This is a genomic window from Kitasatospora sp. NPDC059327 (assembly GCF_042752535.1).
Classification (GTDB): Bacteria; Actinomycetota; Actinomycetes; order Streptomycetales; family Streptomycetaceae; genus Kitasatospora.
In genome coordinates, this window is the sequence record NZ_JBHYYB010000027.1 from 95,613 (window position 1) to 110,189 (window position 14,577).

A 14,577-nucleotide genomic window follows, 5' to 3' on the forward strand; every position below is an offset into this window, starting at 1 on the left:
CTGAGGGATCCGTGACCGGGTGGCCCGCGACCGAGGCGGCCACCGGCTGAGGGATCCGTGACCGGGTGGCCCGCGACCGAGGCGGCCACCGGCTGAGGGATCCGTGACTGGGTGACCCGCGACCGGCGTGACCCGTGACCGGGGCGACCGGTGCGGCGGGCCGCCCGGCCGAAAGGGCGGAGCGGTCGCGGGGGTCACGGTCGCGGGGTCGCGGGCACCGGGGTCGGCCGTCCGCCCTAGGTCGAAAGGACGGCGGCCGCCTGCGTCGGCCGCCGCTGGGCGTCCGGCGCGATGCCGTCCACGCTGGGTAGTGACGGCGCGGGCGCGGCCCGGTCGGGAATCACCGCAGGCCGCAGGCTGTTGGCTCCTCAGCCGGGCCGGGTCCTCCGGCTCGCTCTGGCCTGAAACTCCATGGCGGCCACTCGACGGAATGGTTAGCATCCCTAAATATGCCTGAGACTCATCGATCTACGGTGGAGCTTTCCCCGAGCAGTACCCGAACCGGCCCGCGAGGCACCCGGGGCACGCGAGGCACGAAGGGCGAGCGGGGCGGCCCGAGCGCGCCCGGCGGCACGAACGGTAAGCGCGGCGGGCAGGGCGGGCACGGCAAGGGCGGACGGCACGAGAGCGGTACCGGCCGGTCGAGCGACCGCGGTGGCGCGCCCCGGGGCGAGGCCGCGGCCTCCGGCGGCGGGACGGACGCGGGCTGGCTCCGCCGGCTGATCGGCTACTGCTGGCGCTCCCGGCGCAGCGTGCTGCTGGCCTTCGGTGCCTCGATCGTCGGGATGGCCGTCACGTCGCTGGTGCCGCTGGTCACCAAAGTGATCATCGACGACGTCATCACCGCGCACACCCGTTCGCTGGCTCCCTGGGCCGTGGCGCTGCTGCTGGCGGCCGCCCTGGTGTTCGCCTGCACCCAGGTGCGTCGCTACTACGGGGGGCAGCTCGCCCTCGACGTCCAGCACGACCTGCGCAGCGACCTCTTCCGCTCGCTCGGCCGGCTCGACGGGCACCGGCAGGACCGCCTGGACACCGGCCAGGTGGTCGGCCGCGCGACGTCCGACCTCCAGCTGATCAACGGCCTGCTCTCGATGCTGCCGATGATGACCGGCTACCTGCTGATGTTCGTGATGTCGCTCGCCGTGATGCTCTGGCTGTCACCGCCGCTCACGCTGATCGCCCTGGTCATGGGTCCGGCGCTGTGGTGGGTCTCGGCGCTGAGCCGCAAGCGGCTGTTCCCCGCCACCTGGGCCGCGCAGCAGGAGGCCGCGGCCGTCGCGGGGGTCGTCGACGAGTCCGTCGGTGGCGTCCGGGTGGTCAAGGGCTTCGGCCAGGAGGCCCAGGAGCTGGACAAGCTGGAGGCGGCGTCGCGCAACCTCTTCGCGGCCCGGCTCCGCTCGGTCCGGCTCAACAGCCGCTACAACCCGGCGATGCAGGCGATCCCGGCGCTCGCGCAGGTCGCGGTGCTGGCCTTCGGCGGCTGGCTGGCGGTCGAGGGTCAGGTCACCCTCGGCACCTTCGTCGCCTTCTCCACCTACGTGGCCCAGATGACCGGCCCGGTCCGGATGCTGACCATGGTCATCACCGTCGGCCAGCAGGCCCGGGCCGGCGTGGAACGGGTGCTCCAGCTGATCGACGAGCGTCCGCTGGTGCGGGAGCGCCCGGACGCGGTCACCCTGGACCTCGGCCACGTCGACGGCCCGGCAGCGCACGAGGACGGCGCCGGGCGGCCGGCCGACCCCCGCACGCCCGAGGTGGCACTGGAGTTCGACCGCGTCGAGTTCCGCTACGACCCCGAGCACCCGGTCCCCGTCCTGCACGGGCTCGATCTGAAGCTCGCCCCCGGCGAGACGCTGGCCCTGGTCGGCGCGTCCGGTTCGGGCAAGTCGACGGTGGCGCAGCTGGTCCCCCGGTTCTACGACCCGTCGGCGGGCGCGGTCCGGCTCTACGGCCACGACCTGCGTGACCTCACCCTCGACTCGGTGCGGGCGGCCGTCGGCATCGTGCCCGAGGAGAGCTTCCTGTTCTCCGAGACGGTCCGCACCAACATCGCGTACGGGCGTCCCGACGCCACCGACGAGCAGGTCCTGGCGGCCGCCCGGGCCGCCCAGGCGGACGCATTCGTCCGGGAGCTGCCCGACGGGTACGAGACCAAGGTCGGCGAGCAGGGCCTGACCCTCTCCGGCGGTCAGCGCCAGCGCATCGCCCTGGCCCGGGCCATCCTCACCGACCCGCGGATCCTGCTGCTCGACGACGCGACCTCGGCGGTCGACCCGCAGATCGAGGCGGAGATCCACGACGCCCTGCGGTCGGTGATGGCCGGCCGCACCACGCTGCTGATCGCGCACCGCCGGTCGACCCTCCAGCTGGCCGACCGGATCGCCGTCCTGGACCACGGCCGGCTGCTGGACATCGGGACGCACGAGGAACTCGACGTCCGATGTCCGCAGTACCGCGTCCTGATCTCCGACCCCGAGGCGGGCCGGACCCAGCCGCCGGCCACCGCCGAAGCGGGCGCCGGACCCACCGTGGCCACGGCCACCGCCGCGGTCACCCCCACCCCCGTGAACGGGTCGCCCGCCGAGGCGGCCCCCGAGGCCCGGCCCGAGGCCGGCCCCGAGGACGCGCCCGCGTCGCGGCCCGCTGCCGCCCCGGCGACGCCCGCCCTGGCCAAGGCGGCCCGCACCGCCGACCCCGCCCTGCTCTCCAAGGTCGCCGCCCTCCCGCCGGCCACCGACACCCCGGAGGTCCCCCGGGCCGAGGCCGAGGCCGGCGACCCGGACTTCAGCCTCCGGCGCCTGCTGCGCCCGTTCCGCCGCCCGCTCGCCGTCGCCCTGTTCCTGGTCACCCTGGACGCGGGGGCAGGGCTGGTGCTGCCGATCCTGATCCGGCACGGCATCGACGACGGCGTGAGCAAGGCCCTGATGTCGGGGGTCGCCGTCGCCGCGCTGGTGGCACTGGTGATCGTCCTGCTGGACTGGATGGTGCAGAGCGCCGAGAGCCGGATCAGTGGCCGCACCGGTGAACGGGTGCTCTACAGCCTCCGGCTCAAGATCTTCGCGCACCTCAACCGGCTCGGCCTGGACTACTACGAGCGCGAGCTGTCCGGCCGGATCATGACCCGGATGACCACCGACCTGGACTCGCTGACCTCCTTCCTGCAGACCGGGGTGGTCACGGCCGTGGTCAGCCTGCTGACCTTCCTCGGCATCTTCGCCGCCCTGTTGATCATCGACGCGGGCCTGGCCCTGGTGGTCTTCGCCGTGCTGCCGTTGCTGGTCGTGGCGACGCTGGTGTTCCGCAAGAAGTCCAAGGCGCAGTACGAGATCTCCCGCGACCTGATCAGCACGGTCAACGCCGATCTCCAGGAGAACGTCGCGGGCATGCGGATCGTCCAGGCCTTCCGTCGGCTGGACGCCAACACCGACCGCTTCGTCGCCCGGGGGATGGCCTACCGCGAAGCCCGGGTCCGGGCGCAGTTCTACATCTCGCTGTACTTCCCGTTCGTGCAGTTCCTCTCCAGCGTCGCCGCCGCGCTCGTGTTGATCGTGGGCGCGTCGCGGGTCGACTCCGGGACGCTGACCGTCGGCGCGCTGGTGGCCTACCTGCTCTACATCGACCTCTTCTTCGCTCCCGTCAACCAGCTCTCGCAGGTGTTCGACGGCTACCAGCAGGCGGCGGTGGGCCTGGGCCGGATCCGCGAGCTGCTGCGCACGCCGACCACCACCGCCGAGGCCGTCGACCCGGTGCCGGTGCGGGCGGCGCTCCGCGGCGAGATCGAGTTCGAGGGGGTCAGCTTCGCCTACAACGGCGGCGCCGACGGTGCCCGGGACGTCCTCACCGGTGTCAACCTGCGGATACCCGCAGGCCAGACGGTGGCCCTGGTCGGCGAGACGGGTGCCGGCAAGTCGACGCTGGTCAAGCTGGTCGCGCGGTTCTACGACGCGACCGCCGGCACCGTCCGGGTGGACGGCGTCGACCTGACCCGCTACGACCTCGCGCAGTACCGCCACCGGCTCGGCGTCGTCCCGCAGGAGGCGTACCTGTTCGCGGGCACGGTGCGCGAGGCGATCGCGTACGGCCGGCCCTCGGCCCCGGCGGCCGAGGTGGAGGCGGCGGCCCGGGCGGTCGGTGCGCACGACATGATCCTCGGCCTGTCCGGCGGCTACGACCACGAGGTCACCGGCCGTGGGCGGAACCTCTCGGCGGGGCAGCGCCAGCTGATCGCACTCGCCCGGGCCGAACTGGTCGACCCGGACATCCTGCTGCTGGACGAGGCCACCGCCGCGCTCGACCTGGCCACCGAGGCGGCGGTCAACCACGCGGCGGACCGGCTCAGCGGCGGCCGCACCACCCTGGTGATCGCCCACCGTCTCACCACCGCGGAACGCGCGGACCGGGTCGTCGTCCTGGATCACGGCACGGTGGTCGAGGACGGCACGCACACCGACCTGCTCGCCCTGGGCGGCGTGTACGCGCGGCTCTGGCAGGCGTTCGTCGCCGACGGGCACCCCGCGCCCGACGTGGTGGCGGGTCAGGCCCCCGGCCGGTGAGCCGGCCCGCGGGTCCGCGCGCCTGACCCGACGGCTCGCGCACCCGAGCCGTCGGCCCACCCGCCCGGACCCGCCACTCCACCCGACCCGCCGCGCCGCCGGCCGACCGCCCCGGCTGGGCTCAGGCGGCGATCAACGAGGTGAGCAGCCCGGACGCGTCGATCCCGCGAGGCAGGTCGCTGACCTGACCGTCGCCCACCTCCACCACCCGCCAGCCGGAGCCGTCGGCCCGGCTGGCGAGGTCGGTGGTGACGAAGCGGCAGCCGAGGGCGCGGACCAGCGGCCGGACCTCGGTGAGATCCGGTTCGGCGGGCTGACCGGGCATGTCCGGGTGCGGCCCGACCAGCACCGGCTCACCGTCCAGCCACCACACCCGGGCCTCCAGCGCCCGGGCCGCCGGCGCCCGCCCGTTCCCGGCGGACCGACTCGCGGCGGACCGACTCGCGGTGGACCGACTCGCGGCGGCGCCGCCGTTCCGCGCCCCGCCCTGCCCGTTCCGGTGCCGCGCCTCCGCGCTCCCGCGGTCGCCGGCCCGGGCGACCCCGTCGAAGCGGGCGAACTCCTCGTACCGTCGCAGCACCACCCCGCCGGCCAGGTACTCGCCCTGCAACTCGACGAACCGGGCCACCACCCGGGCGACGGCGGCGAGGTCGGTCAGGTCCGGGACGTAACAGGCCTCGTGCCACTCGTGCTTGCGGGACTTCACGTAGTCCTTGACGATCGCCGGACCGTGCCCGCCGAGCCGCTCGACGGCGGCGGCCAGTTCCTCGGGGCCGGGCCGGGCCGCCGACCGCACCGGAATCCAGACGCTCGGTGGCGTGGCCCCTTCGAAGACGCCGTACCAGCCGGGCAGTTCGTGCGCCGAGGCGTAACCGGCCGCGCTGGTCAGCAGATGGGCACCGCGCCCGGCCAGAGCCCGGGCGAAGTCCGCGTAGCCGGCCGACGGAATCATCCACCCCCGGTACCAGAGCGGGCCGCAGTCCCGGGGCACCCGGCGGACCGCCTCCTCGGCCTGGCCGGCGAGCAGCGCGTCGTGGTCGACGAGGTACTGCTCACCGCCCAGGCCCCGCAGCACCCGGGCCTCCCAGGCGAAGTGCGGGTCGGGCCGGTGCGGGTTGAGCGGGTCGGCCGGGAAGAGGAGCGCGGGTGCGGGCATGGGCGTCAGAGTACGTCCACCGGTCGTTCCCGGCGGCGCCAACACCCTTTCTCCTCCCGGGTGATGCCGTCGGTGCCGCGGCTAATCCGTTCGACGCCCGGGGGCCGGGCTGGGAGAGTGACCCGATGCGAAATCTGTTGCGCCGCGCGAAGCGGACTCCGAGGCAGGCGGCCAGGACGGTGGTACTGGACGAGAGCGGATCGGTCTTCCTCCTCCGCTCGGACAACAGCGAGGTCGGCGTCCACTGGACCATGCCCGGCGGCGGCATCGAGGAGGGTGAGACACCGTGGACCGGAGCCCGCCGTGAGCTCTGGGAGGAGACCGGCTGGACGGATCTCGAACCCGGTCCGTTGCTCTGCACCTGGGAACACGACTTCACCTGGCACGGCACGCCCGTCCGCCAGCACGAGCACATCTATCTGACCAGCGGGCCGCACCGGGGCCCGGTCGGCGACGTCAGCGCGATGCACGCGGCCGACCGCATTCTCGACTGGCGCTGGTGGACGGTGGACGACCTCGCCGACGAGCACGCGGACGCGCTCTGGCCGCCCCGGCTGCCGGACCTGCTGGCCGAGGTCCGGGAGGGCTGGCTGGACGGCCGGCGCGAGCCGGTGCCGGTCGACCTCGGCTACCTCCCGAACGCCTGACGGGCCCGACCGCCCCGGTGGCCCCGACTACCCGGGCCGCCCGGGCGGCCTCGATGTCGAACACCCCCGGCAGCCCTCACGGGCCGTTCCTCCCGGCTACGAGGACTTCCGTCAGCCGCCCCGGCCCGTGCGGCCGGCCGGGCCGGCCTGCCAACCGTGCGGATCGAGCTCCCGGTCGTGCAGCGCCCCCGGGTTGATCAGCACCGACAGCTGTGCGTCGGCCAGTTGGTCGACGGCGAGGCCGGTGGCGGAGAGCAGGTGGTCGGTCGGCACCGAGACGGCGATGGCGGGCCGCCAGGCCGGCAGGATCACCAGACTGGTGCCGCGGCCGATCCGGACGGGTTCGGCGGCGACCCGGACCGGCTGCCGTTCCCCTGGGCGGCCGGCGGCCTCCGGGAGATGAGGGGTGCCGCCGATCAGGATGCCCAGCGGCGTCTCGGCGTCCCCGCCGGCGGCGTCACCGGCCGCCGGTCCCACCGTCCCGACCGGCGGGTCGGAGGCCTCCGGCTCGGCCGACCTGGGCGACGACGGCACGGGCGGCGCCGCGGCCTCCGCGTGGCGACCGGCCCCGGCGCGGGGGGTGGCCTTCGGCTCGCCCGGGCCGCCGGCCTCCGGGTGCATACGGCGCAGCCGCCGGGAGGGCGAGGGCCGCCTGGACAGGACGGTCCGCAGTTCCGCCTGCGCGGCCCGCAGCACGGGGACGTTCTGTTCGTCCGTCGGTGTCGACGGCGGAGCCTGGAGCAGGACGAACAGCTCCGTCCCGGTGGCGGAGGCAGCACCGGGGCCGGCCACCGGGCCGGCCGCGTCGGCTCCGAGGCCTTCGGCGAGCAGCGCGCGGATCTCGGCCACCGGCCGACGGCAGGCGGCGGCCAGTTCGGCGAGCGAACGGCCCTGACCGTGGGCCGTGCGCAGCCGGGCGGCCAGGCCGGCCCGGATCCGGGCGGCGGTCTGCCCGCTCGCGTCGAAGGCGCCCTCGGTACTGTCGAAGGTGCCCGCGGCACTGTCGGAGCGGCCGTCGACGTCACTCTCGACAGCACCGAGGGCACCGCCGGAGACGCCTTGGGCCGGGGGGCCGTCCGCCCCGTCGAGTTCGCCGCCCGTACCGCCGGCGGCGCCGGCGCCGATGTCCCGGCCGTTCTCGGCGGTGGGCCCACCACCGCGGGGGCGCGGGACCGAGCCGTCCCGGGTGGACCGGGCGGGGGCGAGGTCGCCCGCTGTCGCTGCCATCGTGCAGAGCGAGGCGGTCCGAGCCGGCTCCCCGCTTCCCGGTCCGCCCGCGGCGGCGGGGGACTCGGGGGACCCGGGGTACGCGCCACAGGACGCGGACCCGTCGGGCGCGCCGGTCGCAGCTCCGGCGAGCACGTCGGCCGGGTGCGCGTCGACCGCGGGCGCGTTGCCCGCAGACACCTCGACCGCGGGCGTGCCGCCGACGGCCGTCCCGGCCACGGGCGTTCTGACCGAGGGCATTCCGACCGCGGGCACGCCGGTCACGGTCACGCCGTTCGCGGGCGCGCCGGACGGGGGCGGGTCAGTGGCGGTGCGGTCGAGCGCGGTCATCGGCATGGGCCCTTCGGGGTACGGTCCTGATGATCCTCCCGCACCCCGGGACCAGCTCCAAGCGCCTTTCCGGCGGGTGTGTGCGAGGACACCGTCCCGTTCCGCCCCCGTCGCCGGGGCTCAGGCGCCCGGTGCGACGAACCCCTTCAGGTCGGCCAGCACGGTGGTGGCCGCGAGGACGCCGAGGCCGAGGAACCACGTCTCGTCCGAAACCGGCCGGGCCTGGCCGGACTTGACGGCCCCGAGGGTCTTCCAGAGCGGGCCGCCGAGCACCGCGTCCTGGTTGGTGGAGCCGGGGGTGCCGTACACCCCGTAGAAGACCCAGTCGGCGTCGGCCTTGTCGATCTGCTCGGGGCCGATCTCGACCGCGAGCTCCTTGACCTGCTCGATCTTGGGCTGCGGCAGCGGTACGTCGGTGAGGATGGTGCCGATGAAGGAGAGCTCCGCGTAGAGCCGGGTCTTGCCGGGCATGAAGCGCAGCGGCGTGATGGTGGGCCGCTTGTCGCCCAGCTCGGCGCCGATCGCGACGGCGGCGGCCCGGTAGGCGTCGAGCTGCGCCCCGGCCTCCGCCTCCAGGCCGAACGGGGCCGCGTTGAGCCGGAAGTTCTGCTTCCAGGGGTATCCGGGGCGCAGGGAGAAGACGGTCGGCGCGATCTTGGAGAGCTGCGCGTACTGGTCCTGGGCGCGCAGCTGGCTGCCGAGGATCAGATCGGGCTTGAGCGCGGCGATGGCCTCCAGGTTGAGGCTGTTGATGGTGCCGACGCCGGCCGGGTCGCCGGCCTTGTCCTTGAGGTAGGACGGCATGCTCTTGGAGCCGTCGGTGTAGACGACGCCGACCGGCTGGATGCCCAGGGCGACCACGTTGTCGAGCTCGCCGGTGTCCAGCACCACGACCCGGACCGGCTTGGCCGGGATGACGGTCTCGCCCATCGCGTGCCTGACGGTGCGCGGGTAGACGCCGGGGGCGGCGTCGGTTCCGAAGTCCTTCATCTTCTCGATCACGGCGGCGTAGTCGTCGCCGCCCTGCTTGACCGACTTCTGGTTCGGCGAGGAGCCGGACGAGGCTTGGGCCGATCCGTTCGCGGAGCCGCCGGACCCGGTCGGTCCGCCGGAGCCGCCGCAGGCGGTGAGCAGCCCGCCGAGGCCGAGGACGGCGCCACCGGTGAGTCCGGCGGCGAGGAACGTCCGACGGGAGGGGGTGCGGTTGACGAGGGTCCGGTCGGCGGGGTGGGGGGCCACGCGACGCTCCTTCTCGATCGATCGATGTTAGGTGAGGCAAACCTATCCGAAGCCTTCGCGTGGCTCGATCGAGGGGGCGAGGGGAGGGGAGAAATCATCTCAACCCATGACATAAGGAATAAATCAAATCGCCATCAACCCTTGGAAACCAAGGTACACGAGTTAACACGCCGTTAATCCATTGCCCTATGGGCGTTTGTTGTGAATGAATCGAAGCAAGTGGCTCAGATCACCAGGGGTTGGCCTACACAACCTTCGATGCCTCCACCTAGGGTGCGCAGGTGTTTGATCAGCAGCTCTCAGAGCACGGAAGCAGCGGACGGGCAACGGCGCCCGCCGCTCCGCAGGGTGCCCCGGACAGTGGTGCCAGTGGTGGAGTCCCCGATCCGGGGGCGGCGGGGGCAGCGGGGGACAAGGGTCTACGGGGTAACTCGGTGGGCCTGTTGAGCAGCGTGGTCCTGGGCCTCTCCACGGTCGCCCCGGTCTACTGCCTGACCGCGACGCTGGGGCCGACGGTCACGGCCGTCGGCGTCCAGATGCCCGCGGTCTTCCTGGCCGGCTTCCTGCCGATGCTGCTCGTCGCGTTCGCGTACAAGGAGCTGAACAAGGACTTCCCGGACTGCGGTACGTCCTTCAGCTGGACGGTCAGGGCCTTCGGCCCCCGGGTCGGCTGGATGGCGGGTTGGGGCCTGACGGTCGCGACCATCATCGTGCTCTCCAACCTGGCCGGGGTGGCGACCGACTTCCTCTACCTGATGCTCGGCGAGATGACGGGCAGCAGCGGGATCGCGGAGCTGAACGACAACAAGGCCGTCCATCTGCTCACCGTGGTCGTGCTGATCGCCGCCGCCACCGCGATGAGCTACCGGGGCATGACGGCCACCAAGTGGTTCCAGTACAGCCTGGTCGGCCTCCAACTGGCCGTCCTGGTGCTCTTCTCGGTCATCGCCATCAGCAAGGCCGCCGCCGGGGACCTGCCGCACTCGATCGGCTTCTCCGCCTCCTGGCTCGACCCGCTCCAGGTGAGCTCCTTCAGCGCGTTCACCGCCGGGCTGTCGCTCTCGATCTTCATGTACTGGGGCTGGGACACCTGCCTCACCATGAACGAGGAGACCCTCGGCAGCGCGAAGACCCCCGGCCGGGCCGCGATGATCTCCATGGTCACCCTGGTGGGCTCGTACCTGCTGGTCGCGATCGCGGCCCAGATGTTCGCCGGCGTCGGTACCGCCGGTACCGGCCTCGGCAACCCGGCCACCGCCGACAACGTCTTCTCCGCGCTGGCCCGGCCGGTGCTCGGTTCGCCGTGGAGCATCCTGCTCTTCCTGGCCGTCGTCGCCAGCGCCGCCGCCAGCCTGCAGACCACGTTCATCCCGGTGGCCCGCACCCTGCTCGCGATGAGCGCCTACCGCGCGGTGCCGCCGCGCTTCGGCGCCGTTCACCCGCGCTTCCGCACCCCCGGCTACGCGACGGTCGCCGCCGGCATCGCCACCGCGGTCTTCTACGTCGGCATGAGCCTGATCAGCGAGAACGTCGTCCAGGACACCATCCTGGCCCTCGGTCTGATGATCTGCTTCTACTACGCCCTGACGGCCTTCGCCTGCGTCTGGTACTTCCGCCGCTCGCTCCGGAGCAGCCTGCGCGACCTGGTGCTGCGGGGCATCGCCCCGCTGCTCGGCGGCGTGCTGCTCGCCGGGGTGTTCCTGCAGACCCTCACCGACGCCTGGGACCCGGACTACGGCAGCGGCGCCGTCTTCGGGATCGGATCGGTATTCGTCATCGGCGTCGGCATCCTGCTGCTCGGGGCGGTGCTGATGACCTGCTACGCCGCGTTCCGGCCCGAGTTCTTCCGCGGCGAGACCCTGCGCAAGGACACCCCCGCACTGATCGTGGAGGACTGACGCTATCCTCGAACGCGTGAAGCGCTTCGCAGGTCTCGACTGGTGGCCGTCCTAGGACGGCCACCAGTCATGCCTGACCAGGGCCGTCCGGAAGGACGGCCCTGTTGCGTCTCCCCGACGGGACGGGCCCGGAACCCCGGACGGACGGCCACCGCCACCGCCGTACCGAGGAGAGATCCGATGACCGTTCCCACCGCCGCCCGTACCGTCCCCGTCGAGCCCGTTGCCCCCGCCGAACCCGCCGACCAGGCCGTGCCCGGCACCCCGGCCGCGCCCGCCCGCCGGCCCGGTGCCGACCTGGACGAGACGATCCGCCGGGATCCGGGCGCCCACCGGGTCCTGACCGGCGACCGACCCACCGGCCCGCTCCACCTCGGCCACTACTTCGGCACCCTGCAGAACCGGGTCCGCCTCCAGCGCCTGGGCGTCGAGATGTTCGTCGTGGTCGCCGACTACCAGGTCATCACCGACCGCGACATCGCCGACCGCCTCGCCGAGCACAGCGAGAACCTCGTCCTCGACTACCTCGCCGCCGGGCTGGACCCGGACCGCGCCACGATCTTCGCCCACAGCGCCGTCCCCGCCCTCAACCAGTTGCTACTGCCCTTCCTCAGCCTGGTCAGCGTGGCCGAACTGGGCCGCAACCCCACCGTCAAGGACGAGATCGCCCACTCCAGCCAGTCGGCCGTGAACGGACTGATGTTCACGTACCCCGTCCACCAGGCCGCCGACATCCTCTTCTGCAAGGCGAACGTCGTTCCGGTCGGCCAGGACCAGCTGCCCCATCTCGAAGTGGCCCGCACCGTCGCCCGGCGCTTCAACGAGCGCTACCCGCACCCGGACGGCACCGGCGTCTTCCCCCGGCCGGAGGCCCTGCTCTCCGCCGCCCCGCTGCTGCTCGGGACCGACGGCGGCAAGATGAGCAAGAGCCGGGGCAACGCCGTCCGGCTCTCCGCCGACGCCGACACCACCGCCCGCCTGATCCGGGGCGCCAAGACCGACCCGGACCGCCGGATCACCTACGACCCGGCCGCCCGGCCGGAGGTCTCCAGCCTGGTGCTGCTCGCCGCGCTCTGCCAGGACCGCGCGCCGGAACTGGTCGCCGACGAGATCGGCGACGGTGGCGCCGCCGTCCTCAAGCGCACGGTGACCGAGGCGGTCAACGAGCACTTCGGCCCGATGCGCGCCCGCCGTGCCGAACTCGCCGCCGACCGCGGCTACATCCGGCAGGTCCTGCGGGAGGGCGCAGAGCGCGCCAACGTCGTGGCCGAGGCCACGCTCGCCGAGGTCAGGGCGGTGATGGGATCGGTCTGAAGCGGGCGGGGCATACCTCCCCCGGGCGAACCGGACCGGACCGGACCGATCCGTCCCGAGCCCGCGCCATCCCCGCGCACCTCGTTGCCCGTACCCCTGGAAGGATCCCGGCCATGGACCAGCAACCGACCCCGCCCGGCCGAGGGTTGACGCGCCCGCCGCACCTCCGGCCCGGGGACCACATCGTCGTGGTCGCCCCCAGTGGCCCGATCGACCCCGAGCGGCTCACCGCCGGGTGCGCGATCCTGCGCTCCTGGGGGCTGCGGGTCACCGTCGCGCCGCACGTCCTCGACACCCACCCGACCCTCGCCCACCTGGCGGGCGCCGACGCGGACCGGGCCGCCGACCTCCAGGACGCCTGGCTCGACCCCACCGTCGACGCCGTGATCTGCGCCCGCGGCGGCTACGGCGTCCACCGCATGGTCGACCTGCTCGACTGGGAGGCGATGCGCGCCGCTGCGCCCAAGGTGCTGATCGGCTTCAGTGACGTGTCCTCGCTGCACGAGGCCGTCGCCCGGCGACTCGGTGTCGCCTCGCTGTACGGGCCGATGAGTTCGGCCGGCTCCTTCATCTCCGACGGACCGACGGCCGAACACCTGCGCCGCACCCTCTTCGAACCCACGGCCACGACGGTGATCACCTCGGCCACGGCCTCCGCACTCGTCCCCGGCCGGGCCCGCGGCATCACCGCCGGGGGCTGCGCGCACGTCCTCGCGGCCGAGCGCGGCACGCCCGCGGCCCGGCCCTCCTTCGCCGGCACGATCATGATCCTGGAGGACGTCAACGAGCACCCGTACCAGCTCGACCGTCTCCTCACCCAGTTCCTGCGCTCCGGCGCCTTCGAGGGAGTCGCGGGTATCGCCCTCGGCTCGTGGGAGGGCTGCGGCCGACCCGACCGCGTCCGCGAGGTCATGCTCGACCGGCTGGGTCCGCTGGGCGTACCCGTCATCTGGGAGCTGGGCTTCGGCCACTGCCCCTCCACCCTCACCGTTCCGCTGGGCGTGCCCGCCCTGCTCGACGCCGACACCGGAACCCTCACCCTGGAGACACCCGCCCTCGCCGCGCGCTGAACCCCCGGCACCGGGGCCGTCCGAGGTCACCGGGCGCGGTCGGCGCGGGTGCGGTCATCGCGGGTGGGCTCAGTAGGGTGCGGCCATGAACGAGGACACCCTCACCACCCTCGCCCTGGGCTTCCTCCGGGGGCCGGGCAGCAATGCCCGCACCATCCTCGGACTTGCCGGCCCGCCCGGCGCCGGCAAGTCCACCCTGGCCCGGTACCTCGTGGCGGAGGTCGAGCGACTGGAAGGCCCGGGCAGCGCCGCGTACCTCCCGCTCGACGGATTCCACCTCTCCGCGGCACAGCTCGACCGCCTCGGCCTGGCCCACCGCAAGGGCGCACCCGCCACCTTCGACGTACACGGCTACGTCGCACTGCTGCGCCGGGTCGCTGCCGACCGCTTCCAGCCCATCTACGTCCCCGACTTCGACCGGGACCTCGACGAGCCGGTCGCCGCCCGCCATGTCGTCCCGCCCCAGGCCCGCCTCGTCGTCACCGAGGGCAACTACCTCGCCGCCGCCGAACACCCGTGGTCGGAGGCCCGCCGACTGATGCGCGAGCTCTGGTACGTCGAGGCCGAGGACACCGTCCGGGAGGAGCGACTGATCGCCCGCCACCGGGCCGGCGGGCGCGACGAGGCCACGGCCCGCCAGTGGGTCACCACCAACGACCACCCCAACGGCGAGTACGTGAAGGCCGCCCGTTCGCTCTGTACCCGGACCGTGCCCGGCACCGGTTTGCCTCCGGCCCCGCATGGGCGTAGTGTTCTCTAGTCGCTCGGCTGGGAGCACCGGACACGCATCTGCGCGGACGGTCCCGGGGCGGCCAATCCTTGAAACACCACTTTCCGGTTCTGATCGGGCTGTGCTTTGTCATTTTGACGGTGCGGCTCAGGTCTTATTCGGTGTGCGCGTTTATATGGGTTGCGGTCGGATTCGCCTTTCGGGGCGGGGATCGGCTAGAGTTTGAAACGTCGGACGGGGCGTCAAGCCGCAGAAGACATCAGCGAGTTGGATGAGGGAAGCGCCGGAAACGGCACGGAGAACATCTGATAAGCTGGGAACACGAAAGAACGAAGCGCCCGGAGGGCCCGCTGGAAGGCGGTCCGAAGGAAGTGTCCGTTCCTTGAGAACTCAACAGCGTGCCAAAAGTCAAC

Annotated in this window: 9 protein-coding genes; 6 read left to right on the forward strand and 3 right to left on the reverse strand. The window is 73.1% G+C overall.

Annotated elements, in window-relative coordinates; all coding sequences use genetic code 11:
- Positions 1-449 precede the first annotated feature (449 nt).
- Complete coding sequence (locus ACFXHB_RS18735) at positions 450-4,553, forward strand: ABC transporter ATP-binding protein (protein WP_380575484.1); 4,104 nt, start codon at positions 450-452, stop codon at positions 4,551-4,553.
- 121 nt (positions 4,554-4,674) lie between these two features.
- Here the strand turns inward: ACFXHB_RS18735 and ACFXHB_RS18740 are convergent, their stop codons facing one another.
- Positions 4,675-5,709: an ATP-grasp domain-containing protein gene (locus ACFXHB_RS18740; protein ID WP_380575485.1), complete on the reverse strand. Its 1,035-nt coding sequence runs from the start codon at positions 5,707-5,709 to the stop codon at positions 4,675-4,677.
- A 125-nt stretch (positions 5,710-5,834) separates the two neighbouring features.
- Between ACFXHB_RS18740 and ACFXHB_RS18745 the strand changes: the two genes are divergently transcribed.
- Positions 5,835-6,356 carry an NUDIX hydrolase gene (locus tag ACFXHB_RS18745; protein ID WP_380575487.1) on the forward strand — a complete coding sequence of 174 codons (522 nt, stop codon included), beginning with the start codon at positions 5,835-5,837 and terminating at the stop codon, positions 6,354-6,356.
- Positions 6,357-6,467: 111 nt separating this feature from the next.
- Here ACFXHB_RS18745 and ACFXHB_RS18750 read toward each other — a convergent pair whose 3' ends face one another.
- Together ACFXHB_RS18750 and ACFXHB_RS18755 are read right to left on the reverse strand one after the other, a co-directional pair.
- Positions 6,468-7,913, reverse strand: a complete 1,446-nt coding sequence (locus ACFXHB_RS18750; protein WP_380575489.1) for a hypothetical protein — start codon at positions 7,911-7,913, stop codon at positions 6,468-6,470.
- 120 nt (positions 7,914-8,033) lie between these two features.
- Positions 8,034-9,152: an ABC transporter substrate-binding protein gene (locus tag ACFXHB_RS18755; protein ID WP_380575490.1), complete on the reverse strand. Its 1,119-nt coding sequence runs from the start codon at positions 9,150-9,152 to the stop codon at positions 8,034-8,036.
- Positions 9,153-9,586: 434 nt separating this feature from the next.
- On the opposite strand from ACFXHB_RS18755, the gene ACFXHB_RS18760 reads away from it, so the two are divergent.
- The 4 genes from ACFXHB_RS18760 to ACFXHB_RS18775 all read left to right on the forward strand — a co-directional run bounded on the left by ACFXHB_RS18760 (position 9,587) and on the right by ACFXHB_RS18775 (position 14,194).
- A complete protein-coding gene (locus ACFXHB_RS18760) occupies positions 9,587-11,050 on the forward strand; it encodes an APC family permease (RefSeq protein ID WP_380575491.1) in 1,464 nt (487 codons plus the stop codon).
- A 180-nt stretch (positions 11,051-11,230) separates the two neighbouring features.
- Positions 11,231-12,364, forward strand: coding sequence for a tryptophan--tRNA ligase (trpS, locus tag ACFXHB_RS18765; protein WP_380575493.1), 1,134 nt, complete (start codon positions 11,231-11,233; stop codon positions 12,362-12,364).
- Positions 12,365-12,477: 113 nt separating this feature from the next.
- Entirely contained in the window at positions 12,478-13,434 is a 957-nt protein-coding gene (locus ACFXHB_RS18770; RefSeq protein WP_380575494.1) for an LD-carboxypeptidase, read from the forward strand.
- A gap of 85 nt (positions 13,435-13,519) precedes the next feature.
- Positions 13,520-14,194, forward strand: a complete 675-nt coding sequence (locus ACFXHB_RS18775) for a nucleoside/nucleotide kinase family protein (protein WP_380575496.1) — start codon at positions 13,520-13,522, stop codon at positions 14,192-14,194.
- Positions 14,195-14,577: the final 383 nt, after the last annotated feature.